The organism is Micromonospora sp. NBC_00389 (assembly GCF_036059255.1).
Lineage (GTDB): Bacteria > Actinomycetota > Actinomycetes > Mycobacteriales > Micromonosporaceae > Micromonospora.
In genome coordinates this window covers 2,017,206-2,037,716 of the sequence record NZ_CP107947.1, presented here as the reverse complement: position 1 = coordinate 2,037,716, position 20,511 = coordinate 2,017,206, and the positions used below count along the sequence as shown (strand labels likewise).

Sequence of the window (20,511 nt, the reverse complement as noted above, 5' to 3'; positions counted from 1 at the left end):
CGTGGCAGTGTGGGCTTCATGGAGTACACGAATCTGGGCCGCACCGGCCTCTCGGTCAGTCGGCTCTGCCTGGGAACGATGAACTTCGGGCCGCAGACGAGCGAGCCGGACAGCTTCGCGATCATGGATCGCGCGCTGGAGCACGGGATCAACTTCTTCGACACCGCCAACGTCTACGGCTGGCAGACCGGGGAGGGGATCACCGAGCAGATCATCGGCCGCTGGTTCGCCCAGGGCGGCGGCCGGCGGGAGAAGGTCGTCCTGGCCACCAAGGTCTACGGCAAGATGGGCACCTGGCCCAACGAGCAGGGCCTCTCCGCCCGGCACATCATCCGGGCCTGTGAGGACTCGCTGCGCCGGTTGCAGACCGACACCATCGACCTCTACCAGATGCACCACATCTCCCGGAGCACGCCATGGGAGGAGATCTGGCAGGCAATGGAGACGCTCGTGGCGCAGGGCAAGGTGCTCTACGTCGGGTCGTCCAACTTCGCCGGTTGGCACATCTCAGTGGCGCAGGAAGCCGCCGGCCGGCGCAACTTCCTCGGGCTCGTCTCCGAACAGTGCATCTACAACCTGCTCACCCGACACGTCGAGTTGGAGGTGGTACCGGCCGCGCAGCACCACGGCCTGGGCATCATCCCCTGGTCGCCGCTGCACGGTGGGCTGCTCGCCGGGGTGCTGCGCAAGATGGCCGAGGGCGTTGCCGCGCGCGGCACCAGCGGCCGCGCGGCCGACTCGCTGGTTGAGCACCGGCCGACCATCGAGGCGTACGAGAAGCTCTGCGCCGATCTCGGCCACGACCCGGCCGACGTGGCGCTCGGCTGGCTGCTGAGTCGGCCGGGGGTGACCGCACCGATCATCGGCCCGCGCACCACCGAGCAGTTGGACCGGTCGCTCGGCGCGCTGGAGGTCACGTTCGACGAGGCGACGCTGGGTCGGCTGGACGAGCTGTTCCCGCCGGTCGGCAAGGGCGGCCCCGGCCCGGAGGCGTGGGCCTGGTGATCATCCGTCACCGTGGGCTGAGTCAGAGCGGCCAGGCGGCGAGGCGGTCGTAGCGTGGCCCGGGGCCGAGGTGGCTGCGTACCAGCAGCAGCTCGGTCGCCGGCCACGGCGGCCCCTGGTAGCCGTCCAGGGTGGCCTGGTCGGCCTCGATGTCGGCCGGGTCCACCCGGTCGCCGGGCCGGGCGACGGTCAGGTGCGGGCGGTACGGCTTGTCGTCGTACGGCAGCCGGGCGTGCCGTAGCCGGGACCGGATGAGCCGGGCCAGTGCGTGCAGCGACTCGACGTCGCCCTGGAGGTCCACCCAGAGCACGGTGGACCGACCCTGGCCGAACCGGCCGCCACCGCCGAGGCTCAGTCGGGGCGAGGCGTCCCGACCGTCGCGGAACCACTCGGCGGCCAGCCCGAGCGCGCTCTCCACCTCGACCAGCCGGGCCGTCTCGACCTCACCAAGGAAGGCCAGGGTGAGGTGCAGTTCGGGCGGGTCAGCGAGCCGGACGTTGGTGCCGGCGGCGGCCGCCGCGCCGATCCGCAGTCGGGCGACCTCTGCGCCGAGGTGGGTAAGGGCCTCAAGGGGCGGGCAGACCGCCACGAAGAGCCGCAACCGTCGGGCCTCTCAGCGGTGCCGTTGCCGGTGCCCGGCCCGGGCCGCCGGCAGGGCCAGCCCGGCGGCGTGCAACACGCCCTCCACCCGGACCCGCTCGATCTCCTGGTCGACGCCGGTCAACTCGGCGAGATGTTCGGTGATGCCAAGGGCGCGGCAGGCCAGCCGGAGCCGGTCGTCGTACGCCTGGAGCACCGCGCCGTGCCACACCATCGACCGGCCGGTCCCGCCGAGCCGTTGGCCGCCGAGGCGGCGCAGGTCGGCGGCGAGTTGTTCGAGAGGGCGTCGGTCGATCCGGTCGAACTCGCTGAGGTCGATGTCCCGGGTCAGTGCGTCGGCTTCGATGGCACGGTCGAGACGGGCGATGGTTCGTCGCTCCCGCCGGCGCTCACGCCACTCGGACCAGCCGCAGACCACCCGGTCCAGGATCTCGTCGGCGCAGAAGAGCAGGGCGAAGGCCGCCGGCAGACTGGCCACGGCGAGGAACGCCAGGGCCAGCATCAGCGCACGTCCGACTCCCACGTATCGACGCTAAGCCCCGTCGTGCCGCCCCGCCACCGAATTGGCCGCATCCGCGCCATCCGCTCAACGGGACCTGCCCGGGCTCGACAGTACGGAAAGGGCCCCCTGTTACGCGGAATCCGATAACAGGGGGCCCTTCCCCACACCTCAGCAGTCGGTGGAGGTGACGTAGAAGCGGGGCATCGGCAGCACCCGGAAGCGCAGCCGGGCACCCGAGCGGCGCAGCTGCCAGGTGAGCGCGATCAGCGCGGTGGCCAGCGAGATCAGACCACCCATCCAGATACTCGCGCCGGCACCGTAGTGCTCCGCGACCCAGCCGATCAGCGGCGCGCCGACCGGGTTGGTACCCAGGAACACCAGCACCCACAGGGCCATCACCCGACCCCGGAAGGCCGCGTCCACACCCAACTGGACCCGCTGGTTGGCGGCCTGAGCGAAGAAGACCATGAAGAAGCCGGTCGGCACCAGCAGCGTCACGACCAACCAGTACGCCGACGCGAAGCCGACCATGGTGCCGAAGCTGGCGCATGCGATCGCGGCACCGAGCACCAGCCAGACCGACGGTCGACTGCGCCGGCTGGTGCCGCTGAGCGCACCACCCAGCGCGCCAACCGCCAGCGCGGTGCTGAACAGGCCGAAGGAGGCGGCACCGGTGTGGAACACCGTCTTGGCCAGCGCAGCCAGGGTGAGCTGGAAGTTGAACAGCGACATGCCGATCACCGACATCACCGCCATCGGCAGCAGCAGGTCCGGGCGGCGCCACACGTACCGCAGCCCGTCGATCACCCGGGCCGACGCCCGCTCGTCCCGGGGCAGCAGGGCGTCGCGGTGCAGCTCGGCCGTACGCATCCGGACCACGTTGACCAGCGGCGCGATCGAGCTGAGCGCGGTGAAGAGGAAGACCGGCCCCACGTCGAAGGCGGCGATGGCCAGACCGGCGACGGCCGGGCCGACGATCCGGGCGGAGTTGAACACGGCCGCGTTGAGCGACAGCGCGTTGGGCAGCAGTGGCGTACCGACCAACTCGGAGACGAACGCCTGGCGGACCGGGGTCTCCACAGCATTGGCGGTGCCGAGCAGCGCGGCGAAGGCGAAGACGTGCCAGAGCTGCACCAGGTCGGTGAGGACCAGCACGGCCATGCCGAGCGCCAACACGGTCCAGAAGGCGTTCGCGGCAAAGAGCAGCACCCGCTTGTCGTACCGGTCGGCGAGCCGGCCGGAGAGCAGCGTGAGCAGCAGCACCGGGGTGAACTGGAGTGCAGTGACCACGCCGAGCGCGGTGGCCGAGTTGTCGGAGAGCTCGAGGACGAGCCAGTCCTGGGCGATGAACATCATCCAGACGCCGATCAGCTTGATCAGCTGCCCGGATGCGAAAAGGCGGTAGTTGCGGACCTGTAGGGACTGGAACATCGTGCTCAGCTTGGACTGCACTCTTAGTGCGCCTCCTCCGGGACGTACGCGTCATCGACACGTGACGGCACGGCCCGGTGGCGCGGGCGCGGGCTCAGGCGCGAGCGAGCTGCTGAAGAATCCCGGCGGCCCTGTGCAGGGTCTCCCGTTCGTCATCGTCGAGCGCGGCCAGCCGGTGGGCCAACCACTCATCGCGGGCCCGCTCGAACTGGTCGAGCACGGCCTGCCCTCCTTCGGTCGCCGCGAGGATGACCTGCCGGCCGTCGGTCGGATGGGGGGTCCGCTGCACGAGGCCGCGGTCCTCCAACTTCGCAACGATCTTGGTCATCGTCGGTGGCTGCACCCGCTCCACGTCGGCCAGTTCCCGGGGCGTCAGCGCGCCAGCCAGCCGCAGGCTGGTGAGCGCAGAGACCTGGGTGACCGTGAGGTCGCCGACCGGTCGGGCCTGGCGGACCCGTCGGTTGAGTCGGGTGATCGCATCACGCAACTGGGGAGCCAGTTGCGCCGGTGGCACGCGTTTCGCCGTCACCGTCCGCTCCGTCACGATAGTTAGCTTAACTAATGAGCCTGGCTAACGACATCCGATATGACCAGGCTCACGAGGAAGTTTGTGCTGGCCCGGGCGGGGAATCCGATTGGGCTCCCCGCCCGGACGTGCGGTCAGAGCACCAGAGACTCGATCGGCCCGCGCAGGAAGTACAGCACGAACAGCGCGGCCACCCCGTACAGCAGCGGGTGGATTTCCCGGGCCTTACCCCTGGCCAGCTTGACCACCACGAAGGTGATCAGGCCAGCACCGATGCCGTTGGAGATCGAGTAGGTGAACGGCATCAGCACGATGGTGAGGAACGCCGGGATGGCGATCTCGTAGTCGGACCAGTCGATCGTCCGCACCGCGGTCATCATCAGGAAGCCGACCACCACCAGGGCCGTCGAGGCCGCCTCAAACGGCACGACCACCACCAGCGGCGCCAGGAACATCGCCAGCAGGAAGAGCACGCCGGTGACCAGGTTGGCCACCCCGGTCCGGGCGCCCTCCGCGACACCGGCGGCGCTCTCGATGTACGACGTGTTGCTGGACGTGCTGGCCGCGCCGCCGGCCGCCGCGGCGATCGAGTCGACCAGCAGGATCTCCTTGGCCTTCGGCGGGGTGCCCTTCTCGTCGAGCAGGCCACCCTCCTGGCCCACCGCGACCATCGTGCCCATGGTGTCGAAGAAGTCCGTGATCAGCAGCGTGAAGACGAACATCAGCACGACCAGCCAGCCGGCCCGGCCCCACGAGTCGAGCACGTTGAACTTGCCGAGCAGCGACAGGTCCGGCAGGTCCACCACCGTCTTCGGCAGCTCCGGCACGTTCAGCGACCAGCCCTTCGGGTTGGGCTGACCGTTGACGAACGACGGGCCGATGTTGCCGATGGCCTCCACGATCACCGCCAGCACCGTCGAGGCGAGGATGCCGATCAGGATCGCGCCCTTCACCCGGCGGACCACCAGCACCAGGGTGATCAGCAGACCCACCACGAAGACCAGCATCGGCCAGCTCACCAGCTTGCCGCCGATGCCCAGGCCGACCGGGACGGTGGTGTTGGCGGCGTCCGGGATCCGCCGGACGAAGCCGGCGTCCACCAGGCCGATGATGGTCAGGAAGAGGCCGATGCCGACCCCGATCGCGGTCTTCATCTGGGTCGGCACCGAGCGGAACACCGCAGTCCGCAGACCGGTGAGCACCAGCACCGCGATGATCACACCTTCGATCACCACCAGGCCCATGGCGTCGGCCCAGGTCATCTCGGGGGCGATCTCGTACGCCACCAGCGCGTTGACACCGAGACCGGCGGCGAGCGCCAGCGGGAACCGGCCCACCACACCCATCAGGATGGTCATCAGGCCGGCGACCAGCGCGGTCGCCGCGGCCAGCGCGGGGATCGGGAGGGTCTTGCCATCACCGTCGACGGCACCGCCCAGGATCAGTGGGTTGAGCACCACGATGTACGCCATCGTGAAGAAGGTCGCCAGGCCACCGCGTACCTCACGGCTCACCGTCGAGCCGCGGGCGGAGATCTCGAAGAACCGGTCGAAGCCGTTACGCGGGTGAGCGGGGTCGGGTGGTGTGCCGTTCTCGGGCGGCTCTACTGCCATCAGGTCCTCGCAGGTGATCTTCCGGTTGTCGCGCGCATCGTCCCAGATCGCGGGTCGGCAGGGGAAGTCGATCGCGTACGCTTGCGCGATGCCGAACGAGCAGCCACCGCGGCCCGCGCCGCTGGACCCGCCGATGGTGCCGTTCGCCGTCGCCGGGCTGATCGCGTGGGCAGTGGCCGGGCTGGTCCTGTTGATCTTCTTCCGGGGCTGGCTCACCGAGCACGATCACGAGAACTGGCTGTGGACCTGCCTGGCCGGTTTCCTGTGGGGCTTCCCCGGTCTCGCCGTGATGCTGCGGCACGACGCCAACCGACGCCGCCGCCGCGCGAGCTGACCCGGGCGGGTGCGCCGGGACACCCGGCGCAGACCGTCAGGAGTGCCCGTACGGCTCCGCCGGCTCGGCGGCCTCCACCGAGCCCGGGGCACGGCTGACCGACATGGCCTCCACCGCGCTGTCGTCGTACACCGTGGGCAACTCCTCGACGGCGGTCTCGGCCGCCTCGATCAGCGTCTCGGAGTGGGCGCCGCAACCGTGGTCGGCACTCACCACCCGGCCGTCATCGGGGGCGTAGAAGTTGCCACACGCGCCAAATGCCTGCCGCATGGCACCGGCCAGCGGCAGGTAGAACCCGCAGGTGCCGCAGCGGGCGGCGGACGGCGCCGAAGCGGAGATGGCCGCGGCGGGGCCGTGGTCACCCTCGTACCAGCGCTGCGCGGCATCGGCGCGGCCCTCCCGGGAGAGCACCCGGGCTCGCCCGAGGCCCAACTCCCAGGCAGTCTCCTCGACCGCCGGGTCGTCGGAGAGCAGGTAGCCGGGGACCAGCCGGTCATCGTCCGGCGAGGTCGGCAGCAGGTCACCTGGGCCCAGGTCGCCCGGCTTGAGCCGCTCCTGCCAGGGCAGCCACCCCGGCGCGAGCAGCGCGTCCGGGCCGGGCAGCAGCACCGTCTCGCAGATGGTCACCGTGCGGCTGCGCGGCACCCGGGTGACGGTGACCGCCCACCGCCAGCCGCGGTAGCCGGCGAGGCAGCATTCGAAGTAATGGGTGACCAGGCGATCACCCTCGGCCACGACCTGCAGGTGGTCGCCGACATCGTCGGCGTCCACCTCGGTGATGCCAGCGCGGGCCACCTCGACGGCAGCGGCGCAGACCTGGTCGAGACGGGCGGCACGGGTGGAGACGGGCCTGGTCACCTCACCATTGTTCCCCATGCGCCCCGCAGGGGTGACAGGGACTCCCGGGGAACCTTTCGCCGCAGTGGTGCGGCGTACCTGGATCAGATGGGCGAGGATGGTGCACATGCCGTCGTACTCCCGCTCCGGGCGATCCGTCCTCGGGCGGACCGTCGGCACCGGCATCCGCGCCGTCCGTCTGCTGCTGCGTGGTTCGGTGGGCAGCGGGCGCTGGATGACCCGCCGAGCCGGCCGGGCCCGGGCCCGGGGCGCCGGCGGCGAGGTCGGCATGGTCCGGCTGTTCGACCTGCACGCCGTCTCCTGCGCTGGCGACACTCTGATCGCCATCGGCCTGGCCGGGACGATCTTCTTCAACGTGCCGCTGGGCGAGGCCCGCAGCAAGGTCGCTCTCTATCTGCTGGTGACCATGGTGCCGTTCGCGATGCTCGCCCCCGTGGTGGGTCCGCTGCTGGACCACTTCCGGCATGGCCGGCGGTACGCCCTGGCCGCCACCATGCTCGGCCGGGCGTTCCTGGCCTGGTTGATCTCCGACTACATCCACGGCTTCGGGCTCTATCCGGCCGCGTTCGGCGTGCTCGCGCTCTCCCGGGCGTACGGCGTGGCCCGGTCGGCGGCCGTGCCCCGGCTGTTGCCGGAAGGGCTCGGCCTCTCCCAGGTGGGCGCCCGGGCCAGCGTCTACGGCACGGTGGCGGGCGCACTGGTGGCGCCGATCGGGCTGGCCGCGTTCTGGTTCGGGCCGCAGTGGCCGCTTCGGGTCGCTTCGGTGATCTTCCTGGTCGGCATGGTGATCTCCCTGCGCCTGCCACCGAAGGCCGACTCCGAGCCACCGGAAAGAGTCCCTCGGGCGCTGCGCGCGCTGGGCCGACGCCGGGGCGACCGGCCACTGGGCCGGGGCCGCCCGGCCGGCCGGCTGGTGATCGCCACCCTGATCGGTGCCGCGACCCTGCGCGCGGTCTACGGCTTCCTGCTGCTCTTCCTCGCCTTCGCGATCAAGAAGGGCGACCTGACCACCGTCGTGTTCGGCCGGGACCTGGGTGCCGAGTGGGCGCTCGGGTTGGTCGGCGGCGCGCTGGCGGTCGGCACCTTCCTGGCCACCGCCATCGGCACCCGGCTGCGCATCCATCGGCCGGCCGCCATCCAGTCCAGCAGCATGATCATCCTGGCCGGGGTGGCCGTGCTCGCCGTCATCCAGTTCTCGCTGCCGATGGTCGCCCTGCTCTGCCTGGTCACTGCTCTGGCCAGCGGCGTCTCCAAGCTGGCCGTGGACGCCTCGATCCAGGAGCGCATCCCGGAGCGGCTGCGGGCCAGCTCCTTCGCCCACTCCGAGACGGTGCTGATGCTCGCCTTCGTCGCCGGTGGCGGGCTCGGGCTGGTCCCGTTCGACGGTCGGATGGGCATCGCGGTCGCCGGCGGGGTGGGCGTACTGGCCGCCACCCGGGGTGTGCTGGTCGCCGCCCGGCTGCGCGGCGAGAAGCTGGCCGGCCGGCCGCTGGGCGACGACGAGTTGGCCGACGACGAGCCAGCGGACCCCACGCCCACCTCGCCGGCACCCAACCAGGCTGGCTCGCCGCACTTCGACGACCCAGGGCTGGCCCCACCGGGCTACCACATCTACCGCCCCTCCTCGGCGGTCGGCGGACCGGGTGGCGTCGCGGACGACGACACCCGCCGGGAGTCCCCCGGGTCCGTCTCGTGACCGGCCTGCTGGTGGTGACCGCGGTGCCCGCCGAGGCGGACGCGATCCGGGCCGGGCTGACCGACGCCAGCGTGACCGTGGCTCCGGTCGGGGTGGGCCCGGCCGTGGCCGGCGCCGCCACCGCTCGACTGCTGGCGCTGGCTGAGGCGGCCGGCCGCCCGTACCGCGCGGTGGTCAGCGCCGGCGTGGCCGGCGGCTTCGCCGGTCAGGCCGCGGTCGGGGACACGGTGCTCGGCACCGCCAGCATCGCCGCCGACCTGGGCGCCGAGTCACCGGACGGCTTCATCCCCGTCGACGAGCTGGGCATGCCGCCCGCGCTGCTCGGTAGCGGCAGCGTGGTGCCGGCCGATCCGCGGCTGCTGGCGACTCTGCGGGCCGCCCTGCCGGCCGCCACGGCCGGCCCGGTGCTCACGGTCAGCACGGTCACCGGCACCGCCGCCAGCACCGAAGAGCTGCGCCGGCGGCATCCGGAAGCGGTCGCCGAGGCCATGGAGGGGTACGGGGTGGCGGTCGCCGCGGCACAGGCCGGGGTGCCCTTCGCCGAGCTGCGCACCATCTCCAACCCGATCGGCCCCCGCAATCGGGACACGTGGCGGCTGCGTGCGGCCCTCACCGCCCTCACCGCGGCAGCCCCGGCCCTGTGTTGACCCGGCGGACGCCGAGATCAGAGCCGTAGGGCCAGCGCCGACGGCCGGGCCGCCTCCAGCTCGAACCCGCAGGCCAGCAGGAAGTCGACGATGCTGTACTCGGCAATGGCGTGGACGGTCCGGATGCTGGTCCCGGTCATCTCCGCCACCAGCAACTCGACCAGGCGGCGCCCGATGCCCAGCCATCGCAGCTCGGGCACCACGACCACGCTCTCCAGCACCAGCTCGCGCCGATCACCGAGGTCGTCACCGAGGAGCAGATCAACACTCCGCTCGTGCGCCCGCAGCTCGCCGACGATCTCCCCGTCAGACAGCTCGGCGAGGAACCGCCGGGACGTCTCCGGTGCTCCGCCCACGTCGCGCCGGTAGGACACCCGCCCCAACATCCGTTGCCGCCACCGCTTCTCGTCGCGGCGAGCGCGGTCGAGATCGTAGGTCCACTCCGGCACCGGTAGCGGCCACAGCTCCGGCGGCAGGGTGTACGAGTACGCCCACCACGCGCCCGGCCAGTCCTTGAGTGTTCGGACCGGTCGCACGTCGAGATGCGCCGGGTAGCGGCGCCCCGCCTCGTCCCGTGGCTGGTCCCGTGGCTCGTCCGGCGGCTCGACGTCGCTACGGCGGGGGTTTGGGTGGGCAGCGCTGGGGTGGGCGTTGGCATGGGCATCGCTGGGCACGGCGAAGGCCACCTCACCCCCGGCCGCACGAATCAGCCGCTCCACCGTGCGGAACCCCGGGTCGCCGCCCGCCCGGCCTCGATCCGCGCCAGCGTGCTCTTCGGCACACCGGATCGTTCGGCCAGCTCTCGTTGGCTCAGATCCGCACGTCGACGCAGCGAACGCAACGCCGCACCCACATTGATGAGCCCGTCCCCGTCGACCACCCGTCCATGCTTTTCAATCGGCCGAGCGCCGTCAACAGCCCCGATCCGTCCTGTGGATAACTCGGTGAACGGGTCTCCCACCGCGGCTGACAGGGTGCGGGCACTGTGCTCCGAGCCTGTCGAGCTGCCCCAGATGTGGGGCAGAGCCGGGTACCAAGAAAGTGGCCGCAGCGAACCGGCTGGGTGCGCGACCAACCGACCGACCCCACCCGAACTCGCCCGACCAACCAACTCCGCCCAAACTCCCGCCCGGCCAGCCGGCTCCACCCGACTTCGCCCCACCAACCGACCCCACCCGAACTCGCTCCACCAACCGACTCCGCCCAACTCGCCCGACCAACCGGCTCCGCCCGAACTCGCCCGACCGGCCGACCCCACCCAAACTCGCCCGACCGGCCGACCCCACCCAAACTCGCCCCACCAACCGACCCCACCCAAACTCGCCCGACCGGCCGGCTCCGCCCGAACTCGTCCGACCAGCTGGCGCATCCCGGCCCACCCTCCGGCAGGCCACTGCCCCATATCTGGGGCAGCTCGACAGGCAGCGAGGTGACACGTCTGCCCCTGGTGGCCGCCGCGGAGCACGTCGGGCTGGAATGACCGATAGCGCGGGACGAGCAACCAGGCCGGCGACCAGGCGAGCAACCAGGCCGGCGACCAGGCGAGCAACCGGGTCGGATCACAGTCGGCGGGGTGGGCGCGGGTGGCTGCGCGGGGGCGGGGCTAACGTGGGGGCGTGGCGCTCTCCCTGGCGATCTCGCCCTGCCCCAACGACACGTTCGTCTTCCACGCCCTGGTGCACGGTCGCGTGCCCGGCGCACCGCCGGTCGAGGTGACGTACGCCGACGTGGACGTCACCAACACGGCGGCCGAGCAGGGCGCGTTCGACCTCGTGAAGGTGAGCTTCGCGGCGCTGCCCTGGCTGCTCGACGACTACCACCTGCTGCCCTGCGGTGGCGCGCTCGGTCGCGGGTGCGGGCCACTGGTGCTCACCCGGGGCGACCGCGCCGGCGGGCCGGACCGCACCGACCTGACCGGTGCCACGGTGGCGGTGCCAGGCGACCGGACCACCGCGTACCTGCTGTTCCGGCTCTGGTCGGCCGGGCGGCCGCCGGCCCGGATCGAAGTGGTCCCGTTCCACGAGATCATGCCGGGCGTCGCGGCCGGCCGCTACGACGCCGGGCTGGTGATCCACGAGGCCCGGTTCACCTACCACCGGCACGGCCTGACCGCGCTGGTCGACCTCGGCGAGTGGTGGGAGGCCGACACCGGCCTGCCCATTCCCCTCGGCGCGATCCTGGCCCGACGCGGCGCGGTGGACCCGCAGGCCGCCGCCGGCTGGGTCCGCGAATCGGTCCGGCAGGCCTGGGCCGACCCGGCGGCCAGTCGGGAGTACGTGCTCGCGCACGCCCAGGAGATGGAGCTCGACGTCGTGGACCGACACATCGGCCTCTACGTCAACGAGTTCACCGCCGACCTCGGCGAGGCCGGTTTCGCAGCGGTCGCGGCGCTGCTCGACCGGGCCGCCGACGCCGGGCTGGTGCCTCAGACCTCCAGCTCGCGCGCGACCGCGTGGACCAGCTGAGCGATTTTCTGCGCGGCCTTCCTGTCCGGGTACCGGCCTCGGCGCAGGTCCGGCTGGACCTTCGCCTCCAGCACCTTGATCATGTCCTCGACGAGGCCGTGCAGCTCCTCGGCCGGCCGGCGGCGCAGCTCCGCCATCGACGGCGGCGCGTCCAGCAGCTTGACGCCCATGGCCTGCGCACCCCGCCGGCTGTCCACCACGCTGAAGTCGACCCGCTGACCGCCCTTGAGGTCGGTGACACCCGCAGGCAGCGCGCCCTTGGGCAGGAAAACGTCGCCGCCCTCGTCACTGGTGACGAAGCCGTATCCCTTGGCCGTGTCGTACCACTTCACTCGACCCGTAGGCACCTGAGATCCCCTGCTTCACTTGAGCCGTCTACTGCTCCAAGGCTAGCTGGATCATGCCGTCGAGCGCCGCTGGGAATCTGGTGAGATCATCCAGCACCACTTCCGCCCCGGCCGCGAGCAGCTCGTCCGGAGAGCACGGCCCGGTCGCGACGCCAATTCCGGGCACCCCGGCCACCCCCGCCGCCACCATGTCCGCCACGTGGTCCCCGACGTAGTGGGTCGCGTCGTGCTCCCGCAGGGCGGTGGCCTTCTCCTCGGCGAACAGGTCGCCGGCCAGTTCGTCGACGACCAGGCCGAGGTGGTCCAGGTGTAGCCGAGCCAGCCGGCCGAGCTTGGAAGTGACGACCAGCACCCGGCCGCCCCGGGCGCGGATCGCGTCGATCGCCGCCCGTGCTCCGGGCAGCGGCACCGTCGGGGTGATCGCGTACGCCGGGTACAGCTCGCGGAACATGTGCACGGCCGACTCGACCTGCTCCGGCGGAAACCAGTGCCCGATCTCGGTGCGAAGCGGTGGGCCGAGCCGGGACACCGCCAGGTCAGCATCCACCGGCACGCCGGTCCTGGCGGTCAGCGCCCGGAAGGCCGCGGCGATGCCGGGGCGGGAGTCAACCAGGGTCATGTCGAGATCGAATCCGACGGTCAGTGCGGGCATGTCGAGAAACGTACCCGGCGACTCCCGGCCGGGCGGACGTCCGACGGGCGCGACGGGTCGTTGCCGGGCTAGCGTGGGAAGACGATGACCACCTCACTCGCCGACCACCTGCGGTCGCTGCCCGACGAGTCGCTGGCCGCGCTCCTCCAGCTGCGGCCCGACCTCGTCGTGCCCGTACCGGCCGACATCTCCGCCCTGGCCATCCGCGCTCAGTCCCGGGTCTCGGTGGCCCGTGCGCTGGACGGGCTGGACCAGTTCACCCTCCAGATCCTCGACGCCGCCCGACTCACCCGGGACCCGGACGAGGGCACCACCGCCACCGACGCGGTGCTCGCCATGGCGACCAGCGGACCGCAACCACCGGCGCCGACGGCCGTCCGGGCCGCCGTCGGCCGGCTGCGCGCGCTCTTCCTGCTGTACGGCCCGGAGCACGCGCTTGAGGTGGTCCCCGCCGTCGACGAGGTCGCCCCGTACCCCGCCGGGCTCGGCCGCCCCGCCGCGGAGCTGGACCCGCGCACGGCCGCGCTCTGCGCGGACCCGGCGAAGCTACGTCGGACGCTGCTCGCCGCGCCCCCCTCTGCCCGGGCGATCCTGGACCGGCTGGCGGCCGGACCACCGGTGGGCAGCGTGCCCCCGGGCGCGTTGCAGGCGCCGCCGCTCGGGGCGGAGGACACGGTGCTCTCCGACCCGACCAACGGCGGCGCCCCGACCGGCTCCCCGGTGCGCTGGCTGGTCGACAACCGGCTGCTCGTTCCCATCTCGAACGGCTCGTCGACGACCAGCGGCACGGTGGAGCTACCCCGCGAGGTCGGCCTGCTGCTGCGCCGCGACAGCGGCCCGCTCGGGCCGCTGCGCACCAGCCCGCCGCCGGTGGCCGCCGCGCCACGCGAGGCGAAGGCGGTCGACTCGGCCGGAGCCGGGCAGACCATGGAGGTGGTCCGGCACACCGAGGGGCTGTTGGAGCAGCTCGCTGCCGAGCCCGCGCCGGTGCTGCGCTCGGGCGGCATCGGCGTCCGGGACCTGCGCCGGCTGGCCCGTACCGCCGGGTTGGACGAGCCGACCACCGCGCTGCTGCTGGAGGTGGCGTACGCGGCAGGGCTCGCCGGCGAGATGGAGCTACCCGGCGTGACCACCACCCGGTACGGGGCGGATCAGCAGGTACTGCCGACCGGCGGGTACGAGGTGTGGCGGGCCGCCTCGCTGGCCCAGCGCTGGGAGCAGCTGGCCCGCGCGTGGCTGACCATGACTCGACAGGTGGGGCTGGTCGGCCGGCGCGACGACCGGGACCGGCCGATCACCGCGCTCTCCGCCGAGGTCGAGCGGGCCGGCGCGCCGCCCACCCGGCGGGGGGTGCTCGGCGTGCTCGCCGACCTGGAGCCCGCGACCGCACCCACCCCGGAAGAGGTGCAGGACCTGCTGGACTGGCGGGCGCCACGGCGCAGCCGGGGCCGGGAGGCCGCCCACCGGGAGGTGCTGACCGAAGCGGCGCAGCTCGGCGTCACCGGCCTGGGGGCGCTCACCTCGTACGGCCGACTGCTGCTGGTCGACCTGACCTCCGCCGACGAGCGGGGCGGCGGCGACCCGCTGGGGCTGCACGCCGACGTCGAGAGCGGCGACCCGTCGGGTGCCGCCCGAGCGCTGGACGCGCTGCTGCCCGCCCCGGTCGACCACTTCCTGGTGCAGGCCGACCTGACCGTGGTGGTGCCCGGGCCGCCCGAGCCGGCGCTCGCCGCCGAGTTGGAGGCGATGACCGAGCTCGAGTCGGCCGGCGGGGCGAGCGTGCACCGGGTCACCACGGCGAGCGTGCGGCGGGCGCTGGACGCCGGCTACTCGGCCGACGACCTGCACGAGGTGTTTCGGCGGCGGTCCCGTACCCCGGTGCCGCAGGGGCTCAGCTACCTGGTGGACGACGTGGCCCGCAAGCACGGCGGCCTGCGGGTCGGCTCGGCCGGGGCGTACCTGCGCAGCGACGACGAGGCGCTGCTCACCGAGGTGCTGGCCGACCGGCGGTTGGAGTCGCTGAATCTGCGCCGGCTCGCCCCGACGGTGCTGAGCACCCCCTACCAGGTCGGTCGGCTGCTGGGCGCGCTGCGCGACGCCGGGTACGCCCCGGTGCCGGAGGACGCCAGCGGCAGCACCGTGCTGTCCCGGCCAAGGATCCGGCGGGCCCCCGCCCGAGTGCTGTCGACCAGTTGGACGTTGGATCCGGTGGCCACCCAGAAGCTGCCCATGCCGCGGCTGCTCGGCGTGGTGGAGCAGATCCGGCGGGGTGAGGCGGCGGCGCGGGCGGCCCGACGGGCGCCGGCGGTGGTGCGCGGCGGGGCCGCGGGGCTCGGCGGCGGCCCGGTGCCGGTGCACACGCACAGCGAGGCGCTGGCCGTGCTCCAGCAGGCGGTCCGGGACCGGGCGCTGGTCTGGGTGGGGTACGTGGACGCGCACGGGGCGACCGCGTCCCGGCTGGTCAAGCCGGTCTCGATCGGCGCCGGCTACCTGCGCGCCGAGGACGAGCGGACGGAGATGCTGCACACCTTCGCGCTGCACCGGGTCACCGCGGCGGTGCTGGCGGACTGACCAGTATCACCGCCGGCCGGCCGCCGGGGCGCGCCGGTCAGCGTCGGCTGCGGCGTACGGTGCCGACGACCGAGACGATCAGCAGCAGCGCGAAGCCGGCGCCGGCGGACTCCCCGACCGAGTCGACGAAGCCCTGCCGCAGCACCAGCCAGCCGAAGAGGAACCACCCGACGAGGAGCGCCGCCGCGACGGCGTACGCGACCACGGTCGCGCGGGACACCTCGTCGGGTGGTGCCTGCTCGTGCGCTTCGATCACGTCACGGTCGACCGTCATGCCCAGCCTCCCCGCCCGGTCCGGCCCTGTACTCCCAGGGTGTCACTCAAGGGACCGGTGGGACAGGGGGTTATCCCCCGCGATTCGCCGCGTGGCTCAGGTGCGGGGACGGCGGCCGATCAGCACCACGCGGGTGCCCACCTTCCCCAACTCCCACATCCGGACGGCGTCGACGTGCAGCAGGTTGACGCAGCCGTGTGAGCCGATCGACTTCTCGTGCAGGTACGTGGTGGTCTCGTGGAAGCCCATCCCCTGGATGAAGTGCTGCCAGTACGGCAGCCACACCTCGTACGGGTCGGACCACTCCTTCGGGTTGCGGTAGTTGACGGTGTACGTGCCGGCCGGGGTGCGGTAGCCGGACATTCCGGTCCGGGTCACCGTCGGCGCCATGATCACCTTGCCGCCCCGGAGAGCCCAGACGGTCTGCCGGGTGAGATCCACGCAGAACGTGGTGCCGGTGCCGGCCTTGCAGCGCGCCGTCTCGGTGGTGGCGAGCCGCTGGGCCACGTCGTGTGTGGTGGGCCCGGCGCGACCCTCGACGGGGCGGATGCCGTACCGCCGCTGGAACTTCTTGATCGCGGCGCAGTCGGCGGCGGACTGCCGGCCGTCGACGGTCACCGACCCGAACCCACCCAGCCGGGCCAGGTACGTCTCCACCGCCCGCTGGTGCTCGCCCTGCGGGCAGCCGGCGGCCGGCGCGGCGGTGCTGGTGGCCGGTGCCGGCGTGCTGCGGGTCGGCTTGGGCGTGGGCTTCGGCGTGGCGCTCCGGGTCGGCTTCGGCGTCGGCGCGGCCGGCGTGGGCCGGCCGCGCTGGTCCGGCCCGGACGTGCCGCTCGCCCCCGTTGCCTGTTCCGCCGCGCCTGCCGGGGCGGCTCCCCCGCCGCCACCCCCGCCCGCCTGCGGATCGAACGCGCACGCACCGGCGCCGACCAACGTGACCACCATCAGGGCGACCAGCCGGGAAATGATCCGGACACGCTTCATGGGACCTCCCCTGGACAGTCGTCCCTTTCCTAGACGTTCGTCACTGCCGTGACGGTTGCGTCTGGTGAGCATCTTTCTTGCGACACCCCGCACCGTGCAACACTGGATGGTCGGTCAGCGGCGGGTATTCAGCCCCGTCCCGGCCGGACGGCCAACCGAGGAGAGGACGCTGGCGTGAGCGGTGGACCACTGATCGTGCAGTCGGACAAGACCCTGCTGCTGGAGATCGACCACCCGGACGCGCAGGCCTGTCGGATGGCGATCGCGCCCTTCGCCGAGCTGGAGCGCTCTCCCGAACACGTGCACACCTACCGGCTGACCCCGCTGGGGCTGTGGAACGCCCGAGCCGCGGGTCACGACGCCGAGGGCGTGGTCGACTCCCTGATCAAGTACTCGCGCTACCCGGTGCCGCACGCGCTGCTGGTGGACGTGGCCGAGACGATGGACCGCTACGGCCGGCTCCAGCTCGCCAACGACCCGGCGTACGGGCTGGTGCTGCGGGCGCTGGACCGGCTGGTGCTGATCGAGGTCGCCAAGAGCAAGAAGCTCGCCGGCATGCTCGGCGACAAGATCGACGATGACACCATCCGAGTGCACCCGTCCGAGCGCGGCCGGCTCAAGCAGGCACTGCTCAAGCTGGGTTGGCCGGCGGAGGACCTGGCCGGTTACGTCGACGGCGAGGCGCACCCGATCGAGCTGGCCGAGGCCGGCAAGGACGGCCGCAAGCCGTGGACGCTGCGGTCGTACCAGCGGGAAGCTGTCGAGGCGTTCTGGGCCGGCGGGTCGGGCGTCGTCGTGCTGCCCTGTGGCGCCGGCAAGACCCTGGTCGGCGCGGCGGCGATGGCCGAGGCGAAGGCGACCACGCTGATCCTGGTCACCAACACGGTCGCTGGCCGGCAGTGGAAGCGGGAGCTGATCGCGCGCACCTCGCTGACCGAGGAGGAGATCGGGGAGTACTCCGGCGAGCGCAAGGAGATCCGCCCGGTCACCATCGCCACGTACCAGGTGCTCACCTCGCGGCGCGGCGGCACGTTCACCCACCTGGACCTGTTCGGGGCCCGCGACTGGGGCCTGGTCGTCTACGACGAGGTGCACCTGCTGCCCGCGCCGATCTTCCGGTTCACCGCGGACCTCCAGGCCCGCCGCCGGCTGGGCCTGACGGCGACCTTGGTACGCGAGGACGGCCGCGAGGGCGACGTGTTCAGCCTGATCGGCCCGAAGCGGTACGACGCGCCGTGGAAGGACATCGAGTCGCAGGGCTGGATCGCCCCGGCGGAGTGCACCGAGGTCCGGGTGACCCTGACCGACGCGGAGCGCATGTCGTACGCGACGGCGGAGGCCGAGGAGCGCTACCGGATGGCGGCGACCGCGCGCACCAAACTGCCCGTGGTGAAGGCGCTGGTCGACCGGCACCCCGACGACCAGGTGCTGGTGATCGGCGCATACATCGACCAGCTGCACCAGCTCGGGGAGTACCTGGACGCGCCCATCATCCAGGGCTCGACCACGAACAAGGAGCGGGAACGGCTCTTCGACGCGTTCCGGTCCGCGGAGATCCGCACCCTGGTCATCTCCAAGGTCGGCAACTTCTCCATCGACCTGCCCGAGGCGGCGGTGGCGATCCAGGTGTCGGGGACGTTCGGGTCGCGGCAGGAGGAGGCGCAGCGGTTGGGGCGGGTGCTGCGTCCGAAGGCCGACGGCCGGCAGGCGCACTTCTACACGGTGGTCTCCCGGGACACCATCGACACCGAGTACGCGGCGCACCGGCAGCGGTTCCTGGCCGAGCAGGGCTACGCGTACACCATCGTGGACGCCGACGACGTCCTCGGCCCGTCACTGCCGTCCTTCGACTGACCCCGGCGGCCCTTGATCGACTCCGTATCCCCGACATGGGGGTTGTTGGCAGTTCCCGATTCTGTGATCAGGCATGCGAATATGTGAGTGTTAATGTCGGTCTCGTGAAGCTTGCTGAGTGGGCGCGCCGCAACGGGGTGCACCCACAGACCGCGTACCGATGGTTCCGCGAGGGAACCATGCCGGTGCCCGCTCGGCGTCTTCCGTCGGGAACGATCATGGTGGACGTTGTCAGTGTCGACACCAGGGCCAGGTGGTTGTCTACGCCCGGGTGTCGTCGGTCGATCAGCGAGCCGACCTTGACCGGCAGGTCGCCCGGGTGGCTGCCTGGGTCACTGGGCAGAACATGGTCGTCTCCAGCGTGGTGACTGAGGTCGGCTCCGGCTTGAACGGCCGAGGTAAGAAGTTCCTCGGGCTGCTGCGCGACCCGTCCGTGACGACGATCGTGGTCGAGCACCGGGACCGGTTCGCCCGGTTCGGCGCCGAGTACGTTGAGGCGGCGCTGGCCGCCCAGGGCCGCCGGCTGCTGGTCGCCGACCCGGCCGAGGTGGACGACGACCTGGTGCGGGACGTGACGGAGATCCTGACCAGCCTGTGCGCCCGGCTGCACGGCCGCCGGGCCGCGGCGAACCGGGCCAGCCGCGCCGTGGCCGCGGCCACCGCCAAGGACGAGTCGTGAAGCGGTACGAGCCGCCGGCCGGCTGGACCGTGCAGGCATACCGGTTCGCCCTGGACCCGAGTGACGCCCAGGTTCTCGGCCTGCGCCGCAACACCGGTGCGGCCCGGTTCGCACAACCACATGCTGCGTCGGGTCAGCGCGGTGAAGGCGCAGCGGGCTGCCGAGGCCAGCTACGGGGTGGCTGAGGCCGACCTGACGCCGTGGCAGGGCTGGTCCCTGCCGGACCTGCGGCGCACCTGGAACGAGATCAAGCAGTGGGCGGCGCCGTGGTGGGCGGAGTGCTCCAAGGAGGCGTTCAACACCGGGCTGGCGAACCTGTCCGCGGCGCTGGGCAACTGGCATGCCTCGCGTACCGGTGCCCGCAAGGGCCGCCGGATGAGCTGGCCCCGGACCAAGAGGAAGCACGGTCGCAGGTCGGCCCGGTTCACCACCGGCGCGATCCGGGTCGACCCTGGCTACCGGCACGTGGTGCTGCCCCGGCTGGGCCGCATCCGCACCCACGAGTCCACCCGTAAGCTGGCCCGCCGGGTGAAGGCCGGCACCGCGACGATCCTGTCCGCCACGGTCACCGAGACCGCCGGACGGTGGTCCTGCTCATTCCAGGTCGCCGTCCGACGCACGGTCGGACGGACGGCGCACGCGCCGAAGGCCGGCCGGGTGCTCGGGGTGGACGCCGGGATCACGCACCTGGCCGTGTTGTCCACCGGCGAGATGGTGCCGAACCCGGCGCCGTTCAAGGCCGCGTTGAAGAAACTCGGCAAGGCGCAGCGCCGTGCGGCCCGGCGGATCGGCCCCTACGACCCGCAGGCCAGGCGCAAGCGGACCGCGTCGAACCGGTGGCAGCGGGCACAGGAGGCGGTGGCTCGACTGCACGCCACGGTCGCGGCCGTCCGCGCCGACTCGTGGCACCAGCTCACCACCCGCCTGGCGCAGCAGTTCACCACGGTCGTCGTGGAGGACCTCCACGTGGCCGGGATGGTTCGTAACCGCAAACTGGCTCGGTCCCTGACCGACGCCGCCCCGGCGACGCTGCGCCGGCACCTCGGCTACAAGACCGGCTGGTACGGCGGCACGCTGTACGTCGCCGACCGGTGGTACCCCAGCTCCAAGACATGCTCCGCCTGCAAGACGGTGAAACCCAAGCTGTCACTGGCCGAGCGCACGTTCCACTGCACCGCGTGCAGGCTGTCCCTGGACCGGGACGTCAACGCCGCACGTAATCTTGCCGCGCTCGTGCGGCACGTCGACCTGGAGTTGCTGGGCGATCCAAAAACAGGACGTGGAGCCTACGTAAGACCCGTAAGACCTGCATGCGCAGGCGGGGCGGCGGGCCGTGAAGCGTCTAGACCGGCTCATCCGGTCAACGTCGCCCGGCAACGGACGACTGCCAATCAGGAGTCACGTTTGCTCACTGAAAGGTAACGGTGTCCGAGGCACCCCGACACCCCCATGTCGCCGATACGGAGTTGGTCA

20 protein-coding genes and 1 pseudogene are annotated in these 20,511 nt (G+C 72.1%); 9 read left to right on the top strand and 12 right to left on the bottom strand.

The features are described 5' to 3' along the window. Positions 1-18: 18 nt before the first annotated feature. The gene (locus OG470_RS09740) at positions 19-1,005 is read left to right on the top strand and encodes an aldo/keto reductase (RefSeq protein ID WP_328422876.1); all 987 of its coding nucleotides are present in this window, start codon (positions 19-21) and stop codon (positions 1,003-1,005) included. 22 nt (positions 1,006-1,027) lie between these two features. Here the strand turns inward: OG470_RS09740 and thpR are convergent, their stop codons facing one another. From thpR to OG470_RS09715, 5 genes are all read right to left on the bottom strand, one after another. Continuing rightward, positions 1,028-1,606, bottom strand: coding sequence for an RNA 2',3'-cyclic phosphodiesterase (gene thpR, locus OG470_RS09735; RefSeq protein WP_328422874.1), 579 nt, complete (start codon positions 1,604-1,606; stop codon positions 1,028-1,030). A gap of 12 nt (positions 1,607-1,618) precedes the next feature. After that, positions 1,619-2,128 (bottom strand): hypothetical protein, encoded by a 510-nt coding sequence (locus tag OG470_RS09730; protein WP_328422872.1) that lies wholly within the window; start codon positions 2,126-2,128, stop codon positions 1,619-1,621. 147 nt (positions 2,129-2,275) lie between these two features. Further along, positions 2,276-3,559, bottom strand: a complete 1,284-nt coding sequence (locus OG470_RS09725) for an MFS transporter (protein ID WP_328422870.1) — start codon at positions 3,557-3,559, stop codon at positions 2,276-2,278. A gap of 73 nt (positions 3,560-3,632) precedes the next feature. After that, the gene (locus tag OG470_RS09720; RefSeq protein WP_328422865.1) at positions 3,633-4,082 is read right to left on the bottom strand and encodes a MarR family winged helix-turn-helix transcriptional regulator; all 450 of its coding nucleotides are present in this window, start codon (positions 4,080-4,082) and stop codon (positions 3,633-3,635) included. 116 nt (positions 4,083-4,198) lie between these two features. Further along, entirely contained in the window at positions 4,199-5,677 is a 1,479-nt protein-coding gene (locus tag OG470_RS09715; protein WP_328422863.1) for an NCS2 family permease, read from the bottom strand. A gap of 88 nt (positions 5,678-5,765) precedes the next feature. Between OG470_RS09715 and OG470_RS09710 the strand changes: the two genes are divergently transcribed. Beyond that, positions 5,766-6,011, top strand: coding sequence for a DUF2530 domain-containing protein (locus tag OG470_RS09710; RefSeq protein WP_328422861.1), 246 nt, complete (start codon positions 5,766-5,768; stop codon positions 6,009-6,011). Between the two features lie 36 nt (positions 6,012-6,047). On the opposite strand, the gene OG470_RS09705 is transcribed toward OG470_RS09710, so the two are convergent. Continuing rightward, positions 6,048-6,977 carry a DUF3027 domain-containing protein gene (locus OG470_RS09705; RefSeq protein ID WP_442931185.1) on the bottom strand — a complete coding sequence of 310 codons (930 nt, stop codon included), beginning with the start codon at positions 6,975-6,977 and terminating at the stop codon, positions 6,048-6,050. Between OG470_RS09705 and OG470_RS09700 the strand changes: the two genes are divergently transcribed. Both OG470_RS09700 and OG470_RS09695 read left to right on the top strand, forming a co-directional pair. Continuing rightward, entirely contained in the window at positions 6,976-8,565 is a 1,590-nt protein-coding gene (locus tag OG470_RS09700; protein WP_328422857.1) for an MFS transporter, read from the top strand. The genes OG470_RS09705 and OG470_RS09700 overlap by 2 nt on opposite strands. Continuing rightward, positions 8,562-9,212, top strand: coding sequence for a futalosine hydrolase (locus tag OG470_RS09695; protein WP_328422855.1), 651 nt, complete (start codon positions 8,562-8,564; stop codon positions 9,210-9,212). The genes OG470_RS09700 and OG470_RS09695 overlap by 4 nt, the downstream gene beginning before the upstream one ends. Before the next feature lie 17 nt (positions 9,213-9,229). Here OG470_RS09695 and OG470_RS09690 read toward each other — a convergent pair whose 3' ends face one another. Then, positions 9,230-9,931: a GNAT family N-acetyltransferase gene (locus OG470_RS09690; protein WP_328422853.1), complete on the bottom strand. Its 702-nt coding sequence runs from the start codon at positions 9,929-9,931 to the stop codon at positions 9,230-9,232. Beyond that, on the bottom strand, positions 9,919-10,092 hold the full coding sequence (locus OG470_RS09685; RefSeq protein ID WP_328422851.1) for a helix-turn-helix transcriptional regulator: 174 nt from the start codon (positions 10,090-10,092) through the stop codon (positions 9,919-9,921). The genes OG470_RS09690 and OG470_RS09685 overlap by 13 nt, the downstream gene beginning before the upstream one ends. A gap of 736 nt (positions 10,093-10,828) precedes the next feature. On the opposite strand from OG470_RS09685, the gene OG470_RS09680 reads away from it, so the two are divergent. After that, complete coding sequence (locus OG470_RS09680) at positions 10,829-11,677, top strand: 1,4-dihydroxy-6-naphthoate synthase (protein WP_328422849.1); 849 nt, start codon at positions 10,829-10,831, stop codon at positions 11,675-11,677. Here the strand turns inward: OG470_RS09680 and OG470_RS09675 are convergent. Continuing rightward, the gene (locus OG470_RS09675) at positions 11,638-12,024 is read right to left on the bottom strand and encodes a cold-shock protein (RefSeq protein ID WP_030329652.1); all 387 of its coding nucleotides are present in this window, start codon (positions 12,022-12,024) and stop codon (positions 11,638-11,640) included. The genes OG470_RS09680 and OG470_RS09675 overlap by 40 nt on opposite strands. Positions 12,025-12,052: 28 nt before the next feature. After that, positions 12,053-12,676 (bottom strand): HAD family hydrolase, encoded by a 624-nt coding sequence (locus tag OG470_RS09670; protein WP_328422846.1) that lies wholly within the window; start codon positions 12,674-12,676, stop codon positions 12,053-12,055. Positions 12,677-12,760: 84 nt separating this feature from the next. Between OG470_RS09670 and OG470_RS09665 the strand changes: the two genes are divergently transcribed. Continuing rightward, a complete protein-coding gene (locus tag OG470_RS09665) occupies positions 12,761-15,247 on the top strand; it encodes a helicase-associated domain-containing protein (RefSeq protein WP_328422844.1) in 2,487 nt (828 codons plus the stop codon). Positions 15,248-15,284: 37 nt separating this feature from the next. On the opposite strand, the gene OG470_RS09660 is transcribed toward OG470_RS09665, so the two are convergent. Both OG470_RS09660 and OG470_RS09655 read right to left on the bottom strand, forming a co-directional pair. Further along, the gene (locus OG470_RS09660; protein ID WP_328422842.1) at positions 15,285-15,521 is read right to left on the bottom strand and encodes a hypothetical protein; all 237 of its coding nucleotides are present in this window, start codon (positions 15,519-15,521) and stop codon (positions 15,285-15,287) included. A 96-nt stretch (positions 15,522-15,617) separates the two neighbouring features. Further along, complete coding sequence (locus tag OG470_RS09655; protein WP_328422840.1) at positions 15,618-16,505, bottom strand: L,D-transpeptidase family protein; 888 nt, start codon at positions 16,503-16,505, stop codon at positions 15,618-15,620. Between the two features lie 174 nt (positions 16,506-16,679). Between OG470_RS09655 and OG470_RS09650 the strand changes: the two genes are divergently transcribed. The 3 genes and pseudogenes from OG470_RS09650 to tnpB all read left to right on the top strand — a co-directional run bounded on the left by OG470_RS09650 (position 16,680) and on the right by tnpB (position 20,460). Then, positions 16,680-18,359 (top strand): DNA repair helicase XPB, encoded by a 1,680-nt coding sequence (locus tag OG470_RS09650; protein ID WP_328422838.1) that lies wholly within the window; start codon positions 16,680-16,682, stop codon positions 18,357-18,359. A gap of 104 nt (positions 18,360-18,463) precedes the next feature. Further along, positions 18,464-19,038: pseudogene (locus OG470_RS09645) on the top strand (IS607 family transposase). 120 nt (positions 19,039-19,158) lie between these two features. Next, on the top strand, positions 19,159-20,460 hold the full coding sequence (gene tnpB / locus OG470_RS09640; RefSeq protein WP_328422836.1) for an IS607 family element RNA-guided endonuclease TnpB: 1,302 nt from the start codon (positions 19,159-19,161) through the stop codon (positions 20,458-20,460). The last annotated feature ends 51 nt before the right edge of the window (positions 20,461-20,511 follow it).

What these genes read in the sequence shown, in the direction of transcription:
- OG470_RS09740 (WP_328422876.1), top strand. Translation starts at nt 19, where the DNA reads ATGGAGTACACGAATCTGGGCCGCACCGGCCTCTCGGTCAGTCGGCTC.
- OG470_RS09715 (WP_328422863.1), bottom strand. Translation starts at nt 5,677, where the DNA reads ATGGCAGTAGAGCCGCCCGAGAACGGCACACCACCCGACCCCGCTCAC.
- OG470_RS09710 (WP_328422861.1), top strand. Translation starts at nt 5,766, where the DNA reads ATGCCGAACGAGCAGCCACCGCGGCCCGCGCCGCTGGACCCGCCGATG.
- OG470_RS09700 (WP_328422857.1), top strand. Translation starts at nt 6,976, where the DNA reads ATGCCGTCGTACTCCCGCTCCGGGCGATCCGTCCTCGGGCGGACCGTC.
- OG470_RS09705 (WP_442931185.1), bottom strand. Translation starts at nt 6,977, where the DNA reads ATGTGCACCATCCTCGCCCATCTGATCCAGGTACGCCGCACCACTGCG.
- OG470_RS09670 (WP_328422846.1), bottom strand. Translation starts at nt 12,676, where the DNA reads ATGCCCGCACTGACCGTCGGATTCGATCTCGACATGACCCTGGTTGAC.
- OG470_RS09665 (WP_328422844.1), top strand. Translation starts at nt 12,761, where the DNA reads ATGACCACCTCACTCGCCGACCACCTGCGGTCGCTGCCCGACGAGTCG.
- OG470_RS09660 (WP_328422842.1), bottom strand. Translation starts at nt 15,521, where the DNA reads ATGACGGTCGACCGTGACGTGATCGAAGCGCACGAGCAGGCACCACCC.
- OG470_RS09655 (WP_328422840.1), bottom strand. Translation starts at nt 16,505, where the DNA reads ATGAAGCGTGTCCGGATCATTTCCCGGCTGGTCGCCCTGATGGTGGTC.
- tnpB (WP_328422836.1), top strand. Translation starts at nt 19,159, where the DNA reads ATGCTGCGTCGGGTCAGCGCGGTGAAGGCGCAGCGGGCTGCCGAGGCC.